The sequence below is a fragment of the Acinetobacter sp. FL genome (genome assembly GCF_040744925.1).
GTDB lineage: Bacteria > Pseudomonadota > Gammaproteobacteria > Pseudomonadales > Moraxellaceae > Acinetobacter > Acinetobacter radioresistens.
In genome coordinates this window covers 2391157-2408779 of record NZ_CP160437.1, presented here as the reverse complement: position 1 = coordinate 2408779, position 17623 = coordinate 2391157, and the positions used below count along the sequence as shown (strand labels likewise).

Here is a 17623-nt window from a genome sequence, read left to right as displayed (position 1 = left end):
AGGAGAGGATAGTGTGCAAAAAGAATATGACTACATCATTATCGGTGCCGGCTCTGCAGGTAACGTACTGGCAGCACGCTTAACTGAAGATGCGCAGACCAGTGTCCTTTTGCTAGAGGCAGGTGGACCGGATCACCGTCTGGATTTTCGTACCCAGATGCCGGCTGCTCTGGCTTATCCTTTGCAGGGACGCCGTTATAACTGGGCTTATCAGACTGACCCTGAGCCTCATATGAATAACCGCCGTATGGAATGTGGCCGCGGTAAAGGTCTAGGTGGCTCTTCACTTATTAATGGCATGTGTTATATCCGGGGTAATGCCATGGATCTGGAACAGTGGGCCAGCTTTAAAGGTTTAGAAAACTGGAGCTATGCAGACTGTCTGCCCTACTATAAAAAAGCAGAGACACGTGATATTGGTGGCAATGATTATCATGGAGATTCAGGTCCCGTTTCTGTAGCCACCCCTAAACAGGGCAATAATGAGTTATTCCATGCTATGGTTGAGGCAGGGGTACAGGCTGGTTATCCACGTACTGATGATTTGAACGGCTACCAGCAGGAAGGTTTTGGTCCTATGGATCGTACTGTAACACCGCAAGGCCGACGTTCCAGTACAGCGCGTGGCTACCTGGATATGGCGAAGGGCCGTCCGAACCTCACGATCCTGACTCATGCCACGACTAACAAAATTTTATTTCAGGGCAAACGTGCTATTGGCGTTGAATATATTCAAGGTGCAAATACTGCTCAACTACATCAGGTATATGCTAGAAATGAAGTGTTACTGTGTGCAGGAGCTATTGCTTCACCGCAAATCTTACAGCGCTCAGGCATCGGACAGAGTACTTTTTTGAAGTTAATGGATATACCGGTAGTACATGACTTGCCTGGGGTGGGCGAGAACTTGCAGGACCATCTGGAAATGTACCTGCAATACAGATGCAAAAAACCGGTCTCACTTTATCCTGCGTTAAAGTGGCATAATCAGCCGGCAATTGGCGCCGAGTGGCTGTTTTTAGGAAAAGGTATTGGAGCCAGCAATCAGTTTGAAGCAGGTGGTTTCATTCGCAGTTCAGATGAATTTACATGGCCCAATATCCAGTATCATTTCTTGCCGGTTGCCATTAACTATAATGGTTCTAATCCGGTGAAAGAACATGGCTTTCAGGCCCATGTTGGCTCTATGCGTTCACCTTCACGGGGCCGGATCAAGCTTAAATCCAGAGACCCATTTGAGCATCCGAGTATCCTGTTCAATTACATGAGTACTGAGCAGGACTGGCGAGAATTTCGTGATGCAATCCGTATCACCCGAGAAATTATGCATCAGCCCGCATTAGATGCATATCGTGGGGAGGAGATTAGCCCGGGTAAAAACTTACAATCTGATGCTGAACTGGATGAATTTGTGCGTAATCATGCAGAAACAGCTTATCATCCCTCCTGTAGCTGTAAAATGGGTGAAGATGATATGGCTGTAGTTGATGGTCAGGGCCGTGTTCACGGCATAAATGGTTTAAGAGTAGTTGATGCGTCTATCATGCCCGTGATTATGACCGGGAATCTGAATGCAACCACCATCATGATTGCAGAAAAACTGGCTGACCGGATTCGTAACCGGCCATCTTTACCCAAATCACAGGCCCCATTTTATCGGGCAAGTTAAACAAAAGCCGGCATCTGCCGGCCTTTCTATTCAGGCAGATGTACTCATTAAAAGCCTTAAAGCTTCTATTAATATGTTTTTAAATAACTTATTTTATTGTTACAGGTGATTTGCCGCTTTGAACATGTTTTTTCAGTGAAAAGCGATATAATAATGTCCCTTAAATATCCCAGTTATAGATGAGACAAAGAGACAATGTCACCATTAGATCAAGTCGTTCCTGCTACAGATGATCAATCTGAACTTACAATGTCTGTCCTGATGACGCCTGATATGGCTAACTTTTCAGGTAATGTCCACGGAGGAACGATTCTGAAGCTACTGGATCAGGTGGCATATGCTTGTGCCAGCCGCTATTCAGGAAGTTATGTGGTGACGCTGTCTGTAGATAAGGTAAATTTTAAAGAACCCATTCATGTTGGTGAGCTAGTGACTTTTCTGGCCAGCGTAAACCATGTAGGCCGTACTTCAATGGAAATTGGCATACGGGTAGAAGCACAGAATATTCAAAAGCGTACAGTGCGCCATACTAATAGCTGTTATTTTACTATGGTTGCCGTAGATGAGCAGGGTAAACCACGTCAGGTTCCTCCACTGAATTTGAACAATGACTGGAAACGTTGCCGCTTTGAAGCTGCTGAACAGCGTAAGGTGCTACGCCTGCAAGAGCATCATCATCCTTCTTGCAGTATTTATAAAAAGACAACATCCCCAAGTTAAGCCAATATATTTACCAGATGATCGCTCCGGCGATCATTTTTTATATCTCTTATTTAAACTTAAATAAATATATTTCAATCATAATGTACTAAAAAGCAAAAGGCCAAGCCGCAGCAAGGCTTGACCTATTTCTTTAAAACTTTTATACAGCTTTAAAAAAATGATGTCACTAAAACATAAAATTACTGTGGCTGAGCAACAGAATCTTTAGCTTCTTCAGCAGCACTTTCAGATGCAGGCTGAGCAGTTGTAGGTTGAGCAGCTGCACTTTCTGTACCAGCAGCAGTTGGTTGTTCCTGAGTTGAAACAACCACTTTTTCTTCAGTAGCTGACTGATCTTTAGCAGTTGCAGCAAAGCTGGTAGCAGCAGTTAGAGCAAGAGTAGTAGCAAGTAATGTTTTAACAAGTTTCATATTGGCATCCTTCTATTTGTAAACAATAAAGAACCCAGTACATATCCCTCAACAGTGTATATGTTCAGGACTTCTGGGTTGGATGTCATGCTATGTTCCCTTTTCTGAGCCTGCAATAATTCATACAAAGCGTAACTTTACGGTTACACTCAAAACACAATTAAGGATTTAATGTAAGTTTAATGTAAAAAATTAAATGATAAATCATACTAAAATGTATAAAATCATGTAAATTAGATTAATATTTGATCAATAAATTAACCTAAATACACAATAGAGGTGATATATTTTTATAGCAATGATTGGTTATTTCTTATATTTTTTATAAATCAATAAAATTTAACAATCATAGAAATTAAATTTATTAAACAATTCAATAATTTGCTTAATTTAAGGTTCTTTCTTTATTTTTCTAAAAATTATTATAAAAATCCAGTAAAAATCTTGTATCTTGAGAAAATAAACTATATTTAAATTAAATTGATTAAAAATTGATCTTAAATGTAAGCAAATAAAAATTATTATGTTCATCATTTATATTTAATATGAGCCTAAAACTCTTAAAATCACATAAATCTGGTCAACAAAACACAGCTATAGAATGGTTCAGAATTTTAAAACAGTAGTACGGTGTTTTTGAAAATTATTTTTCCATCTGTATATAGTAAAGAAAAATAAATTTGAAAGAGGATTATTTGAATAGATACATGGCGGAGAGCAGTTAAAAAGTAAAAACTTAAATTAAAAAGATTTCGCAAGCTTTATAAGAGTAAGATTAAGCCTGAATAATTTGTTTATGTTCAGATTTCAATGCAAGTCCAAGTAAAAACTGAACCTATGGTATGAATAGGTCACCAGTATAAAATTGAGATCCCTTGTCTACTATTTTCATTAAGCAGAGTAATTTTCGTGAAGTTGATTCAGACACCAGCCGCAATACCAACCCACATTATTTCCGGTTTTCTAGGTGCAGGAAAAACCACACTGTTACAACATCTGTTGAGGCAGAAACCAAAGCATGAAACCTGGGCTATTTTAATGAACGAATTTGGTCAGATCGGAGTTGACCAACAACTGTTACCTCAGCAGCAGGGGTACGCAATAAAGGAGCTGCTGGGAGGGTGTTTATGCTGTAGCAGCCAGCTTCCTATGCAGATTGCTCTTTCAAGACTGTTATCTGAAACCAAGCCAGACCGGCTATTTATTGAACCTACTGGGCTTGGACATCCGGCCCAGTTACTCGAACAGCTTACTGAGCCTCATTGGCAACAGACGCTTACCGTTCGTGCTCTGGTGACAGTGCTGGATGGTTCACGTTTACACGAACAGGAGTGGGTAAGCCAAAACCTTTATCAGGATCAGCTTAAAGCCGCACAAATCATAGTGGTTTCACATGGTGATCTGATGAGTTTTGCTGATGGGGAGGCTTTAGAACAGCTCAAAAAGGAATATGCGGCCTATGGCCAAGACTGGATAATGGCCGAACAGGGGCAGCTTGATCTGGCAGAAATTGATTTGCTGTATCAGGGTATACAGCGCAAGTTACAGCCTTTGCTTAAAGTACAGCGTTTACAAACAGCACTGCTGAGTGAAGAACCAATTAAAAAGTTACCTTATCATTATGTAGAAACTGCACAAGGTTATAGTGTAGCGGGCTGGAAATTACCTAAGCGCTGGCAATTTGATTTTTATGCTTTGCTGGATCTGTTTTGTACAACCGAAAACTGGCTGAGAATCAAAGGGATCTTTAATACTGATCAGGGCTGGATCTATTTTAACTTCAATCCGCAACAGCTGAATTACAAGTCAGGTGAAGAAGGGATAGATAACCGGATAGAGATAATTACAGCTGAAAATCGTAATTGGGAAAATTTTGAGATGAGCCTTTTGGCTGCACAGTTAAATATAGCCGAGGAAAATAGCCAGATTTAAAATTTTCCTTGAGATGGCCATTACTTAAAATAAATAGACCTATTTTTTTGCTATGCTTGGCGCCATTTATACTTTTATGATGAAGATACCGTTATGGCGTTAAAAGCAACAATATATAAGGCAGACCTGAATATTGCCAATATGGATACACACCAGTACAGTGACCATCAGCTGACTCTGGCTTTGCATCCATCTGAAACCATTGAACGCTTGATGGTACGTATTGCTGCTTTTGCTCGTTTTGCTGATGAGCAGCTTGAGTTTACCAAAGACCTGTTTGAGACCACTGAGCCAGCCTTGTGGCAAAAGGACTTAACGGGGCAATTGGAAAAATGGATTGAGGTAGGCTGTCCGGATGAAGATAAAGTTAAAAAAGCCAGTTCACGCTGCAAGCAGGTCGCCATTATAGCCTATGGCAGCCAGGTGTCGGACTGGTGGAAAAAGAACAGCAAGATAAAAACTTTGGATAATGTCGAAGTATGGCAGATTTCTGAGGCATCTACTGAGGCGTTACAAGCCTTGTGTGAACGAACCATGCAACTACAGCTCAATGTAATGGATGGTGAATGGACCTTAATTGGTAACCATGCACAAGCTGTAATTGAGTGGCAACAACTCAAGTAATAGAAGTGTTTTATTCATGATGAAAATTTATTAAAAAGACTTGCCTCATTCAGGACCTGTTGTTTAGATCATGTTTAATATAAAAGCAAGATTCTTCGCGCTATGGACAGTGAACTCTATTATTTGTTATGTGCCGCAGCAATAGGCGCAGTCATCGGGCTGGAACGGGAATATAAAAATAAGACCGCCGGCCTACGTACCATGATTATGGTCAGTATGGCTTCCTGTCTATTTACCATATTGTCTCGGCAAATTGGGGAGGTTAGTGATGACCGTATTGCTGCAAATATTTTGACTGGACTGGGTTTTCTCTGTGCTGGCGTTATTTTTAAAGATGAAAACCGCATTTCTGGTATTACTACCGCGACCACTATCTGGATGGTCGCGGCTTTAGGCATGGCAATTGGCGCAGGCTATATTGCTTTAGGCCTGTATGGCACCATACTGGTACTATTGATCTTAAGCCTGTTAACCTACCTTGAAAAAATGGTAGAAGAATTCAATTTAATCCGTGACTATAAAATGATTTGTCATTATGAGCAGGGATTATCACATTATTATGAGCAACTCTTTAAGCAGTATGGCTTGAAGGCCAAGCATGTATTGCAGGTTCTAAAGTCCGATGAAATTATTTTGCACTGGAATATAAGTGGTAAACGCCAGCGACATGATTTATTGGTTGAAGAACTGAGTCAGGACCCGCGAATTAAACGTTTAAGTTTCTAGATAAAATTCTAGCCTTTCAAAATATTCTGAATTCCAACTTGTCTTCAAAAAGCATGAACTCGGAAAAAGACTGACCAAGTTTCAGTTATAATAAATGCAATATGACGATTTAGAGTGTATTAAATGTCCAATGAACTGGAAATTATAGATTTGAAAGTGGGCTCTGGTAAGGAAGCAGTAAAAGGCGCACTGATTACCACCCATTATACTGGCTGGCTGGAAGACGGAACAAAATTTGACTCATCAATTGATCGTGGTAATTACTTTGAATGTGTGATTGGTACGGGCCGGGTCATTAAAGGCTGGGACCAAGGTATTATGGGTATGAAGGTAGGTGGAAAACGTAAATTGCTGGTTCCCGCACATTTAGCCTATGGAGAGCGAAAAATGGGCAAAATTATTCCGGCTAATTCGAACCTGATATTCGAAATTGAATTATTTGATGTGAAAACCCGTGATGAATAACTGCGGTCTTTAAGAGCTTTTAAAAAGCCCGGTAGCGGGCTTTTTATTTGGTTGTGCTTAAACAGATGATTTGCGGATTTTACCGTGTTAAATAAAAATAGTCCTTTTCCTATAGGAAAAATACCATGACCCCCTTAGAAATCTTTGCTGTTCTGATGAGTGTGATGGGAGTAGCTCTTACCATTCAGCGAAATATACTGTGTTGGGGCTTTAATATTGTGGCATGTGCCTTATATGCTTACCTATTTTTTGAATTTAAACTGTACGGAGAAACCCTTTTACAGGGAATATTTATAATTATGAATTTTTATGGTTTGTACCATTGGTGGACAGATCATCAGCAGAGTCATGAAATCAAGATCATTTCTATTGCCAGGCAGCTGGTAATATTACAGCTCTTACTCTCAGCAGTTTTAGGGCTGCTACTCGGACTGACTTTAAAATACTGGACAGATGCTGCTGTTCCATTGCTAGATGCGCAGCTGGCTGCCTTTAGTTTGCTTGCTACATACTGGACCAGTCGTAGATATATTGCTACCTGGATGCTCTGGGTATGGATTGATATTATTTATGTTGGAATGTTTATCTATAAAGATTTGCTGCTGACAGCAGGTTTATATGCAGGATTTGTCGGGCTGGCTTTATTTGGCTGGTGGCAATGGAAACAGATTGAACAAAAACAGCTACAAGCCAGCTAAGTACTGTTTGACTGTTAAACTCTTGTCTAGCTGCTAATCTTTTCCAGCTGAAAATCTGGATAAGCTGCATAGGGCTGGCCGGATTTAGTATCTATAATTTCGGTATAATCTGCCCCCAATACCAGAATATTACGGTCTTTTACTTCATTTAGCTGAATTTTAAGTTTATCACCATCTAAAAATTCAAAATGTCCGGTGTAGACCTCGGCAGCACTTTGAGTGCTATAGCTGGTGCGCACCAGTTTAAAACTCATATCAGGATGCAGTTCAAGGTCTACGCCCATACTGTCACAGCTTTCACAACGTGAAATACAAGTAGCGCAGGGGATTATTCCTTCATATTTCCCAACCCAGGCTTGCAGTTTGGGATCGCTTGTCTGGCCTTGGTCGGTTTTAACCGCAGAGGTCTTCTGTTCAGGTTCAGTCGTCTGGTTGGAACAGCCAAAAGAAATACTTGCTGCAACAAAAGAGGTCAGAAGTGCTTTTTTCATGGCTTACCGGAAAGAAGTATTAAATTGTTATAATGTTACATAAATTCTTTTTAAACTTCACCTGTTAAATCATTTTAACAGCACAATTATGCAGTCTAGCTTAAAGAAGGTTTATATAATGAGTACCAGACTCATTTAATGTCGTAAGTAGAAGTAACATGCTAATTGATTTTATTCAAACTCAGGAACAGCAATTTTTTCGGGTTGCAGAGAGAATCATGACTGAGCCTGAGCGTTATCTGCGATTTGATTCAATTTCTGATTTTTACAAGGCAGTATGGCTGGCAGAGTTTCCTAAAGGTACGGTCTGGTTTGCAAGCGGGCTTGACGATGGAGCCGAAGAATTTTATGCCGTAATTGAATATCGGCAATATATTTTAAATATGACCTGTACCGGGCAAAATACAGTATGTTCTGGCATCATTCGGAAAGATCAGTATTATTAAAGTCAATGACAGATCTGAAAAATCAGGATTTAATCGAACTATTATAATGTTTTAACCCTGTTTAATAATCAAAAGGGTTTAACAGCGCAATTTGAATGGATCACTTTGCGACAGAGTCTACAATAAAAAAGAAAGGATTAAATTATGGCACATCGTTTTACTGTTCATGCCACTATTCCAGGTGTTTCTCTGAGTGATTTTAAACGGCTGAGTGCCGATACTTCACTGCATGAAAAAGTCTGTAAACGTATTCCGGGGGATAAGCTGGAAATTCTGGAATCCAGGATTGATCAGGGGGTTTATACACTCAAACGTGCTTATAATCTAGATGTCAATATTCCTGACATTGCCAAAAAATTATTAAAAGATGCTTTTCGTCTGAGACGTACAGATATTACCAATCTTGAAGCACTAACCTCGACAGTGGCACTTGGCGCCAACCTGCCACTGGAGGCAAGTTGTGACCGTAGTGTAACTGGTGATGACCAGCAGATTCATATAAAACTGGACTGGCAGGTCAAGGTAAAAGTGCCATTAATCGGTGGAATGCTGGAGAAACATGCTGAAGGTGAAATCCGCAAGTTTAGCGATATCGAAATAGAAATTGTAGAAGATGAGCTCAGAAAAAACTTGCAGGCCTAGAAATGCTTGCCCCTCATTCATTTAACTTAAAAAGAATGAGGGACAACAGACTTATTCAAATTTTGATCTGTAAATTATGGCAGTAAAAAATGCCACCAGACATACCACCCAAATATAGTACATTGCACCAATTTTACTGTAGAGGCTCAGCCACTGTACCAGTGGCAGAGTCAGACCACCCGCAATTGCATAAGCGACATTATAAGAAAATGAAATTCCCGAAAAACGAATCGGGGCGGGGAACATCCTGACCATGCTGTAAGACACCATACCGACCGTACCTGAGAACAGCCCGAGCAGCATATACAATATAAAAATGGTTGACTGTGACACATGACCCAGACTGGTATAAAAAATTCCTGCAATCGCAGCGACGCAGAATGAACCGATCAGAATAACTTTCCCGGCACCAAAACGGTCAGCCAAAAGTCCCGCCAGAATACAGCCTGCCATCTGCATAACAATAGCAGCACTTTGCATGGTAAAGGCATCTGAGCGTTCAATACCGAAAGCGCCGGTAAGCAAGTTAGGCATTGCTAAAATCAGTACCACTACACAACCAGTTAAAAACCAGGTAAACATCATGCCAATAACAACTGCTGTCTTGTGGCGAGCGAGTACCTGCTTGACCGGTAACTCTTTAGACAGTTCTTTACGTGCCTGCATGGCTTTAAAAATGGGTGTCTCTTTCAAGTAAGATCGCAGATATAAAGCAACCAGTCCAAATACACCACCAATAATAAATGGAATGCGCCATGCCCAGTCATGAATCTGCGTTTCACTAAATTTAAGGGAAATAAATAGTGACATCAGGGCACCAAGTAGAATTCCCAGTGAAAGTCCGGCGGTTAACAGGCCATTAGCAAAGCCAATCTTTTTCTCGGGCACATGTTCTGATACAAAAGTCCAGGCAGCCGGTATTTCTCCACCAATTGCAATACCTTGTACTACCCGCATTAGAAGTAATAATAAAGGGGCAGCATAGCCAATACTTTCAAAAGTAGGCATCAGGCCAATGACTAAAGTCGGCAATGCCATCAGCAAGATAGATAAACTAAAGAGACGTTTGCGTCCTACCAGATCGCCAAAATGAGCCATAACTACGCCCCCTAAGGGCCTGAAAAAATAACCGGCTGCAAAAATTCCATAAGTATTCAGCATAGCCCAAAAAGGACTCAGACCAATTGGAAAGAATAGCTCTGAAATAATTTTGGCGTAAAAAACATAAATGACAAAATCATAAAATTCGAGTGCGCCCCCCAAGGATGATAATCTAAGGGTACGTTTATCCTGCGCACTTAAACCTGAATGTGCTTCCATGCATTGAATTCCATAAAATATATTAAATTTAACTGATTGTAATAAAATGTTAATTAGATGATTAATCAATCTTTTTTAAAGCATAGTTAACAAAATTTTATATGCCAGCTCCATGGGCCAAGAGTAATTTTAGTTTACTTTTCTATTAAGTCGAACACTGTGAGCATAGCATCTTTATTTTTAACTTTAGCCTGCTAACGAAAATTATTAAAATATTCTTTAAGCCAGCTTCTGGGTAAAATAAATAAAGATAATACTATGCTTGAACAGGGGGGCTTAGTTTAAAGCCCGTACCGCATCATTTAAGGCCTCTAAAACGGCTTCTTTATTAACTTCTCCAATACTGACAATTCCAATAGCCATATGCCGCTCTGGAATTGGCATAAACAGGCCTACGGCTCCAGATTGCAGCCGACCTTCAGAATAACCATAACCAAGCTGGCGGGCTAGCTTGATTTCTCCTTTCTCCTCCGGTTGAGGCGGATAGGTTGTAGCAATTGCAATACCAGCTGCAGCTGTACCAATCGGATGCCGTGAACCCAGCTGATAATTAATACGTAAATAAGAGGAACCAGTCGATGCAGTTTTAACTACTACACAGTCTGATCCTTCAGCAATTACTAGCGATGCGCTGGCTTGAGTCCGATTAGACAGACTATTCAGAATCTGCTGGCTATTAGATGGAATCGTCATTTCATAGCAGTGATATAAATCCTGAATCTTGCTGCTGAGCTCCAGCCCCAGATTTTCATTGGTTTTAATATAACCTAAATGAGTTAAGGTCCGGGTAATACGGTAGGCAATAGTCCGGTTAATCTCTAATAGTTCAGCCAGCTGCGCTACGGTCAACTGGCCTTGATGTCTGGCAATCAGTTCTAATGCATGAATGCCCCGTTCCAGCGTCTGTAAGGTCTCCAATTCTTTTTCTACTCCGCTTGGTCAACCCGGATTTGGGTCTGTCTTAAATAGTAAACAATTGCAAAAAGACATTTTAGCCAATTGACAACATGTCTGCTCATTATTTATTCTTTTACTATATTAGAACATAATGTACGATAATAGAACAGGAAGTTCAGGATGAACGTAAAAGTACCTATGCATGGGCAATGCCCTTTTCATGCCGAGTTACAACAGAAGGGTAAAAACTTTGACATGTTTGCAGTGCCATATCAGCAAGACCCTGCATTGGCTCTGAAGGAGTTTCGTGCACAGCTCCCGATTTTTTTCTCTGAAGCGATGGGTTACTGGATTGTGACCCGTTATGAAGATGTCAAAGCAATTTTTCGTGATCCTATTACCTTTTCTGCCTGTAATGCACTCGAGAAACTGACGCCTTCTTGCCCTGAAGCATTAAAAATTCTCGAAAAATATAATTATGGTATGAATCGTACACTGGTAAATGAAGATGAACCGGTTCACATGGAACGGCGTCGTGCCTTAATGGATGCTTTTACACCACAGAATCTTGAAGAGCATCAATATTTCGTCAGAGAACTGGTCAGGAAGAAAGTCGACGGATTTATTTATAAGGGACGGGCAGATCTGGTACAGGAAATGCTCTGGGAAATACCCTTAATGGTAGCGTTACACTTTTTGGGTGTACCTGAAGATGACATGCAGGAACTACGTAAATTTGCGGTTGCTCATACCGTTAATACCTGGGGAAGACCAACATTAGAACAGCAGTTGGAAGTTGCCGAGGGAGTAGGACAATTCTGGGAGTACTCTGGCCGTGTGCTGGAGAAAATGAAACATAATCCAGAAGGTAAAGGCTGGATGTATGACATGATTGCTAAAAATCGTGTAATGCCAGAGGTAGTGACAGACAATTATCTGCATTCAATGATGATGGCTATTATGGTTGCCGCCCATGAAACTACCGCACTAGCCTCTGCCAATGCATTAAAACTACTTTTAGCTGACCGGAAAGTGTGGAAAAAAATCTGTGATAACCCGCAGCTGATTCCGGGTGCAGTCGAGGAGTGTTTACGGCATTCAGGTTCTGTAGTGGCTTGGCGCAGACAGGTCACTACCGAGAGTGAAGTCAGTGGAGTCAAGTTTAAGAAAGGCGATAAATTGTTTTTGGTGTCGGCTTCTGCTAACCATGATGAACTGCATTTTGAAAATGCCGATGAGCTGGATATTTATCGTGATAATGCTATTGAGCATCTGACATTCGGTTATGGTGCACACCAGTGTATGGGTAAGAATATCGGCCGTATGGAAATGTGTATTTTCATTGAAGAACTGTCACGCCGTATACCAGACCTGAAACTCTGCGAGCAGGAATTTACCTATCTGGCCAATACCTCGTTCAGAGGACCAGAGGCCTTGTGGGCTGAGTGGCATGCCCAGCCAGAACAAACTGCCAGACAAATTACCAGTTTTCCTATTGGAGCGCCTGATCTCAAGGCCATGACCCGCCCGGTACGTGTCCAGGCAGTTTATCCTGAAGCAGAAGATATTATACGTATTGAGCTGGCTGCTATACACGGTGAAGAATTACCACGCTGGAGTGCCGGTTCACATATTGAACTGGTATTGCCTAATGGCCTGAGCCGTAAGTACTCTCTATGCGGTTTAGCGACTGATCAATTTTATACGATTGCTGTAAAGAGAGAGCCGGAAAGCCGGGGTGGTTCACAATGGATTCATCAGTATTTAAAAGCAGGAGAACAGATCTACATTAAGGGACCTAAAAACTTTTTTAAATTAAATTTACAGGCGAGCCAGTATGTGCTGATCGCAGGGGGGATAGGTATTACTCCTATTCTGAGCATGGCCAACAGCTTACGTGAACAGGGGCGCCCTTATCGACTAATTTATCTTTCACGCCAGCGGGCTAGTATGGCATTACTTAAGGAAGTTGTTGCACATGGTAGTGCTGCCGAACTCTATATTTCTTCTGAAGGTAAACGGATAGACCTGCAACAGCTCTTGTCAGCGCTGCCTGCCGGTACACAGGTTTGCGCCTGTGGTCCGGAAGCATTACTTGATACCTTGACCAACTATACCGAAGACTTTTCACAGGTTCAGCTCACGGTCGAGCATTTTGGTTCAGGGAAGAACCACTTTTTATATGAAAATGATACCGACTTTGAGGTTGAACTGCTGGATAGCGGTTTAACACTGACAGTAGCCCGGGACCAGACCTTATTGGACTGTTTGCTGGACAAAGGAATTGATGTCAGCTTTGACTGTACCGAGGGTTTATGTGGAAGCTGTCAGCTTCCGGTTGAAGAAGGTGAAATTGATCATCGCGACAAGGTGTTGACCCGAGCCGAGCGTGACGGAATGAAATCGGTAATCAGTTGCTGTTCACGAGGAAAAGGAAAACTCAAACTCAAGCTTTAAATGGTAATAACAACAAATCCAGGGAAAATGATAAAAGGAAAACTAAAATGGATCAGATTAAATCTGTAGCGCTGACGGATGTCAGTGCTATACCTCAACAGGTTCATACACAGGCTGACAAAAAAGTTGCCTATGCCACTATTATTGGAACCACAATCGAGTGGTATGACTATTTTATTTATGCAGCAGTGGCAGGCCTGGTCTTTAACCAGCTATTCTTTGCACCTGCCGGACCAGTGGTTGCCAATTTGCTGGTATTTGCCTCTATTGGAATCAGCTTTTTATTTCGTCCTTTAGGTGCATTTATTGCCGGCCATTATGGGGATAAACTCGGGCGTCGTGCCATGCTGGTAATTACCCTTATATTGATGGGTGGCGCTACAGCATTGATCGGTCTGCTTCCTACCTATGCCTCAATCGGTATTGCAGCTCCTATTATCCTGATCATCTTACGGATTCTACAAGGAATTTCAGCTGGTGGAGAATGGGGCGGAGCGGTATTGATGGCTGTTGAGCATGCATCAGAAAACAAGCGCGGGCGTTTTGGTTCATTTCCGCAGCTAGGTATTCCATTCGGGCTATTGCTGGCTTCTCTGGTATTAGTGATTATGACAGCTTGGGTCTCACCAGGGGATGCCTTTGTTGAGTGGGGCTGGCGCATTCCATTTCTGCTTAGCTTGTTGCTACTGCTGATTGGCCACTGGATACGTCGTTCTATTGGTGAAAGTCCAGTATTTGAAGAAATCAAGCAGCGTAAGTCTGCCAATCCGCATCCGATTAAAACCCTATTTAAGCATCATAAGCTTTCAGTACTGCTTGCGGCACTACTATGTGCTGGAACAACGGCACTGGGTTACATGACGACTGGGGGCTTCATCCAGAATTATACAACGAACCCGGCCGGACCGATTGCACTGGAACGCTCGACTATTTTAACGCTCGTAACGTTATCTGCGATTGTGTGGGCTGCATTTACTTGGATTTCTGCCAGCCTGTCTGACCGATTTGGGCGTAAGAAAATGTATATTCTAGGGGCATTACTACAGCTGGGTGCGGCTTTTGTAGTATTCCCTCTGGTCGATACAGCAACCTACTCTGGTATTGCTATTGCCCTGTTTTTGCTGTCAATGGGTGTTGGCTTTACCCATGGTATCAATGCAATTGTTTATACCGAATTATTCCCTGCCTCGATTCGTTTTTCGGGAATCTCAATTACTTATGCACTTGGTTCTATCATCGGCGGCGCATTCGCACCCCTGATTGCAGCCTGGCTCATCAGTGTTTCAAATTCGACCACATTGGTAACTGTTTACTTAATGATGATGGCGAGTTTTGCCCTTATAGCCATCTGTTTACTCAAGGACCGTACCGGCATGCCACTAGGTGCAGATCATGAGACAGAACAGAATCAGTCGCCATTTATCTGGCATAAATAATAGCAAGCTATCTAGCCTCCTATGGGAGGCTTTTTATATTTTATTGATCTAAATCATAAATTTTTGTACTAGATGTCTACTCTATGCCTGGTCAATTTTACTGTCTGATAAACCGGATTGTTCAGTTCTAAAAATGCCATATTATTTTTGGAAATTAAAATGAGGGGGTCAGTTCAATATAAAATTAACGGGAGAATGAGCAAGGAATCTGAATCTTAGCTATGTTTTATGGGAAATCATGTGACCTGAAAGACTTATTTATTTATATCGGTCATCGAATGATACTTATAATATTTGCTCCTTTATATAAATGAAAAATCAACCAATAAAAACAGATTGTGATTGTTTAAATTTAAAAAAAATATTATATTAATTTTTTGATAAATATATATTTTTATAGATTTTAGTAGTAGGCCTGATTGACTTTTAAAATGCTTGATTTTTACTCTAAAACTTAGCATACTAAAAATTATATTTTACGGTAAAAGTAATTTAATTATGTTTATCGTAATTTATTGGACTCTTGAAGATGCTATAAATCTCATAAAAATGCTATAGAAAGAAAAAGCAGAAACTATTAGAAGAAATAGAAGAAAGCACGCAGTTTGAGCAATGCTGCGTTAAAAAACATGACAAGGAGTTCAAATATGCATTTTCCCGAAACGCAGCCAAGAAAGTCACTCTATTATCCTTATCAGGTTTATCCCTACTTTCATAGTCCGCAAAAGACTGTTGCCCAAACAGGTACAGTAACTATTGTAGGAGCAGGACCAATTGGTATGGCAACAGCATTACTGCTAGCCAGACAAGGTATACAGGTCGTTCTACTGTCTGCTGAACAGCAGTTATCTGAAGGTAGCCGGGCACTGGTATACACCAGGCGCTCTATGGAAATCTTACAGTCTGCTGGCGCTGCCCAACGTATCATGCAAAAAGCCCTACCGTGGACACATGGCAACTCTATTTATAAAGGACAGGTGGTTTTTCGAATGGCTTCACCATCTGGCTCACATGATCAGTTCGCACCATTAAATAATCTGCAGCAGAACTGGCTGGAAAGTTACTTGCTTGAGACCATACATGAGCAGGATAATATTGAGATTCGCTGGGGTAATAAGGTCATTGCACATGAACAGAATGATGAAACAGTCACTTTAACCATCCATACTCCAGAAGGTGAATATCAGCATGAAAGTAGCTGGGTGGTTGCAGCAGATGGAGGACGCTCTGCATTACGCGAACAGATGAAGCTGCGGATGCAAGGCGCCAGCTATGAAGGCCGCTTTGTTATTGCGGATATTCGTATCAAGCTGGACTATCCGACCGAACGTTTGGCCTTTTTCTCACCGGACTGGAACCCGGGCAATACCATTCTCATGCACCGCGAACCAGATCATATCTGGCGTTTTGACTATCAGCTTGATCCAAGTATCAGTCCGGAAGAAGCACTCAAACCGGAAAATCTGAGCAAGGCTGTCAATGACCAGCTCAAAATGATTGGACAGGAACATTTACAGTGGGAAATGGACTGGAGTACAGTCTATTCGGCACGTGCGTTAACACTCGACAATTATGTGCATAACCGCATTATATTTGTTGGTGATGCTGCGCATCTGTTACCAATTTTTGGCGTGCGCGGTGCCAATACCGGCTTTCAGGATGCCAAAGATCTGTCATGGAAACTGGCCGGTGTAATTCAAGGCTGGGCATCCCGCGAGCTTTTAGAAAGTTATACCTTCGACCGGGTTGGAGCAGTGCGGGAGATTATTGCTGAGGCCGGGAAATCTACCCGCTTTATGGCACCACCCACCCAAGGCTACCGCTTGCTACGTAACGCAGTACTGTCTTTATCGCTAGAACACGAACTTGTACGTCCACTCTATCATTGGCGTACATCACGGCCACATGCCTATAGCTATTCACCTTTGAACAGTCAAAATGATGACAATGCCAGCATGAAGGAAATGACTGAAAATGGTGCCTTGATTCCTAATGTTAAAACTGTAGATGGTTCATTTTTGTATGACCGGATCGATGGTAAGTTCAACGTTCTGGTTTTCACAGAGCAGGGCGAACTTCCTGCCGGTCTTTATACTGAAATTAAAGCATTACAAGCCTGTGCTATTCCTGTGCAGATTATTGCACTTGCGCTGGATGGCCAGACAGTACATAACGCAGAGATGACTTTAAAGATCACTGCAGAACTTGCAGCAGAACATTTTTTTGCACAAAGTGGTTCAATTTACCTGATACGCCCTGATCATCATATTCATGGCCGCTGGCTGCATTATAGGAACTCTGCCATTACCCAAACTTTTGAGCAGTTTTGTCAGCTAACAAAAGGAGTAGCAGCATGAGTAATATTCGGATTGAAGACCTAGAACAGGTATATGACCATCTGGCAGAAAGTATTGATCATCTGGATGCAGAAAAACGTGAGCTGTTTCTGGTCAAGCTGGCTTTACTCAGTGCAAACCAGATTCAAGACAGCACTATATTTTTAAGACTGATTAACCAGGCAAAAGTATTTGAAGATTAATATCTGACTCTATAAGTATTTTAAAATACGAAAAAAAATGAAAAGTACTTGTATTTCGTATTGAAAATATTTTTAATTTTGAATGATATAACTCTGCTGGTAAAGTTTAAAGCAAGCTAGTACAAGAAAAGAGTTTAAAATAAAAATC

Annotated in this window: 17 protein-coding genes; 13 read left to right on the top strand and 4 right to left on the bottom strand. The window is 41.4% G+C overall.

Translation table 11 applies throughout. The features are described from left to right. The first annotated feature begins 13 nt into the window (after window positions 1-13). Both betA and ABZP31_RS11220 read left to right on the top strand, forming a co-directional pair. A complete protein-coding gene (gene betA, locus ABZP31_RS11225) occupies window positions 14-1669 on the top strand; it encodes a choline dehydrogenase (RefSeq protein ID WP_248135148.1) in 1656 nt (551 codons plus the stop codon). A gap of 195 nt (window positions 1670-1864) precedes the next feature. Further along, window positions 1865-2389, top strand: coding sequence for an acyl-CoA thioesterase (locus tag ABZP31_RS11220; protein WP_005018999.1), 525 nt, complete (start codon window positions 1865-1867; stop codon window positions 2387-2389). A 182-nt stretch (window positions 2390-2571) separates the two neighbouring features. Here the strand turns inward: ABZP31_RS11220 and ABZP31_RS11215 are convergent, their stop codons facing one another. After that, window positions 2572-2802: a hypothetical protein gene (locus ABZP31_RS11215; protein ID WP_005019002.1), complete on the bottom strand. Its 231-nt coding sequence runs from the start codon at window positions 2800-2802 to the stop codon at window positions 2572-2574. A gap of 909 nt (window positions 2803-3711) precedes the next feature. On the opposite strand from ABZP31_RS11215, the gene ABZP31_RS11210 reads away from it, so the two are divergent. From ABZP31_RS11210 to pnuC, 5 genes are all read left to right on the top strand, one after another. Continuing rightward, window positions 3712-4734 (top strand): GTP-binding protein, encoded by a 1023-nt coding sequence (locus ABZP31_RS11210; protein WP_248135151.1) that lies wholly within the window; start codon window positions 3712-3714, stop codon window positions 4732-4734. 93 nt (window positions 4735-4827) lie between these two features. Continuing rightward, window positions 4828-5358 (top strand): YaeQ family protein, encoded by a 531-nt coding sequence (locus ABZP31_RS11205; protein ID WP_248135154.1) that lies wholly within the window; start codon window positions 4828-4830, stop codon window positions 5356-5358. A 102-nt stretch (window positions 5359-5460) separates the two neighbouring features. After that, a complete protein-coding gene (locus ABZP31_RS11200) occupies window positions 5461-6084 on the top strand; it encodes an MgtC/SapB family protein (RefSeq protein ID WP_101161213.1) in 624 nt (207 codons plus the stop codon). 123 nt (window positions 6085-6207) lie between these two features. After that, on the top strand, window positions 6208-6549 hold the full coding sequence (locus ABZP31_RS11195; protein WP_005019015.1) for an FKBP-type peptidyl-prolyl cis-trans isomerase: 342 nt from the start codon (window positions 6208-6210) through the stop codon (window positions 6547-6549). Window positions 6550-6674: 125 nt separating this feature from the next. After that, window positions 6675-7247 (top strand): nicotinamide riboside transporter PnuC, encoded by a 573-nt coding sequence (gene pnuC, locus ABZP31_RS11190; RefSeq protein WP_005406732.1) that lies wholly within the window; start codon window positions 6675-6677, stop codon window positions 7245-7247. 26 nt (window positions 7248-7273) lie between these two features. Here pnuC and ABZP31_RS11185 read toward each other — a convergent pair whose 3' ends face one another. After that, entirely contained in the window at window positions 7274-7738 is a 465-nt protein-coding gene (locus tag ABZP31_RS11185) for a copper resistance protein NlpE N-terminal domain-containing protein (RefSeq protein ID WP_248135157.1), read from the bottom strand. Window positions 7739-7896: 158 nt separating this feature from the next. On the opposite strand from ABZP31_RS11185, the gene ABZP31_RS11180 reads away from it, so the two are divergent. Both ABZP31_RS11180 and ABZP31_RS11175 read left to right on the top strand, forming a co-directional pair. Further along, window positions 7897-8184, top strand: a complete 288-nt coding sequence (locus tag ABZP31_RS11180; protein ID WP_138000826.1) for a hypothetical protein — start codon at window positions 7897-7899, stop codon at window positions 8182-8184. A 144-nt stretch (window positions 8185-8328) separates the two neighbouring features. Then, window positions 8329-8826 (top strand): DUF2505 family protein, encoded by a 498-nt coding sequence (locus ABZP31_RS11175; RefSeq protein ID WP_248135159.1) that lies wholly within the window; start codon window positions 8329-8331, stop codon window positions 8824-8826. Window positions 8827-8877: 51 nt separating this feature from the next. Here ABZP31_RS11175 and ABZP31_RS11170 read toward each other — a convergent pair whose 3' ends face one another. Both ABZP31_RS11170 and ABZP31_RS11165 read right to left on the bottom strand, forming a co-directional pair. Then, window positions 8878-10146: an MFS transporter gene (locus tag ABZP31_RS11170; protein ID WP_248135162.1), complete on the bottom strand. Its 1269-nt coding sequence runs from the start codon at window positions 10144-10146 to the stop codon at window positions 8878-8880. 276 nt (window positions 10147-10422) lie between these two features. Next, the gene (locus ABZP31_RS11165; RefSeq protein WP_017400806.1) at window positions 10423-11064 is read right to left on the bottom strand and encodes a helix-turn-helix domain-containing protein; all 642 of its coding nucleotides are present in this window, start codon (window positions 11062-11064) and stop codon (window positions 10423-10425) included. A gap of 159 nt (window positions 11065-11223) precedes the next feature. On the opposite strand from ABZP31_RS11165, the gene ABZP31_RS11160 reads away from it, so the two are divergent. The 4 genes from ABZP31_RS11160 (at window position 11224) to ABZP31_RS11145 (ending at window position 17475) form a co-directional block, all read left to right on the top strand. After that, window positions 11224-13500: a cytochrome P450/oxidoreductase gene (locus ABZP31_RS11160; RefSeq protein WP_034675801.1), complete on the top strand. Its 2277-nt coding sequence runs from the start codon at window positions 11224-11226 to the stop codon at window positions 13498-13500. A 47-nt stretch (window positions 13501-13547) separates the two neighbouring features. Then, window positions 13548-14936, top strand: coding sequence for an MFS transporter (locus tag ABZP31_RS11155; RefSeq protein ID WP_034675804.1), 1389 nt, complete (start codon window positions 13548-13550; stop codon window positions 14934-14936). A 647-nt stretch (window positions 14937-15583) separates the two neighbouring features. Further along, the gene (locus ABZP31_RS11150; protein ID WP_034675808.1) at window positions 15584-17293 is read left to right on the top strand and encodes an FAD-dependent monooxygenase; all 1710 of its coding nucleotides are present in this window, start codon (window positions 15584-15586) and stop codon (window positions 17291-17293) included. Continuing rightward, entirely contained in the window at window positions 17290-17475 is a 186-nt protein-coding gene (locus ABZP31_RS11145) for a hypothetical protein (protein ID WP_005019038.1), read from the top strand. The genes ABZP31_RS11150 and ABZP31_RS11145 overlap by 4 nt, the downstream gene beginning before the upstream one ends. Window positions 17476-17623: the final 148 nt, after the last annotated feature.

What these genes read in the sequence shown, in the direction of transcription:
- ABZP31_RS11205 (WP_248135154.1), top strand. Translation starts at nt 4,828, where the DNA reads ATGGCGTTAAAAGCAACAATATATAAGGCAGACCTGAATATTGCCAAT.
- ABZP31_RS11150 (WP_034675808.1), top strand. Translation starts at nt 15,584, where the DNA reads ATGCATTTTCCCGAAACGCAGCCAAGAAAGTCACTCTATTATCCTTAT.
- ABZP31_RS11215 (WP_005019002.1), bottom strand. Translation starts at nt 2,802, where the DNA reads ATGAAACTTGTTAAAACATTACTTGCTACTACTCTTGCTCTAACTGCT.
- ABZP31_RS11200 (WP_101161213.1), top strand. Translation starts at nt 5,461, where the DNA reads ATGGACAGTGAACTCTATTATTTGTTATGTGCCGCAGCAATAGGCGCA.
- ABZP31_RS11160 (WP_034675801.1), top strand. Translation starts at nt 11,224, where the DNA reads ATGAACGTAAAAGTACCTATGCATGGGCAATGCCCTTTTCATGCCGAG.
- ABZP31_RS11175 (WP_248135159.1), top strand. Translation starts at nt 8,329, where the DNA reads ATGGCACATCGTTTTACTGTTCATGCCACTATTCCAGGTGTTTCTCTG.
- ABZP31_RS11195 (WP_005019015.1), top strand. Translation starts at nt 6,208, where the DNA reads ATGTCCAATGAACTGGAAATTATAGATTTGAAAGTGGGCTCTGGTAAG.
- ABZP31_RS11180 (WP_138000826.1), top strand. Translation starts at nt 7,897, where the DNA reads ATGCTAATTGATTTTATTCAAACTCAGGAACAGCAATTTTTTCGGGTT.
- pnuC (WP_005406732.1), top strand. Translation starts at nt 6,675, where the DNA reads ATGACCCCCTTAGAAATCTTTGCTGTTCTGATGAGTGTGATGGGAGTA.
- ABZP31_RS11220 (WP_005018999.1), top strand. Translation starts at nt 1,865, where the DNA reads ATGTCACCATTAGATCAAGTCGTTCCTGCTACAGATGATCAATCTGAA.
- ABZP31_RS11170 (WP_248135162.1), bottom strand. Translation starts at nt 10,146, where the DNA reads ATGGAAGCACATTCAGGTTTAAGTGCGCAGGATAAACGTACCCTTAGA.
- ABZP31_RS11155 (WP_034675804.1), top strand. Translation starts at nt 13,548, where the DNA reads ATGGATCAGATTAAATCTGTAGCGCTGACGGATGTCAGTGCTATACCT.
- ABZP31_RS11185 (WP_248135157.1), bottom strand. Translation starts at nt 7,738, where the DNA reads ATGAAAAAAGCACTTCTGACCTCTTTTGTTGCAGCAAGTATTTCTTTT.
- ABZP31_RS11145 (WP_005019038.1), top strand. Translation starts at nt 17,290, where the DNA reads ATGAGTAATATTCGGATTGAAGACCTAGAACAGGTATATGACCATCTG.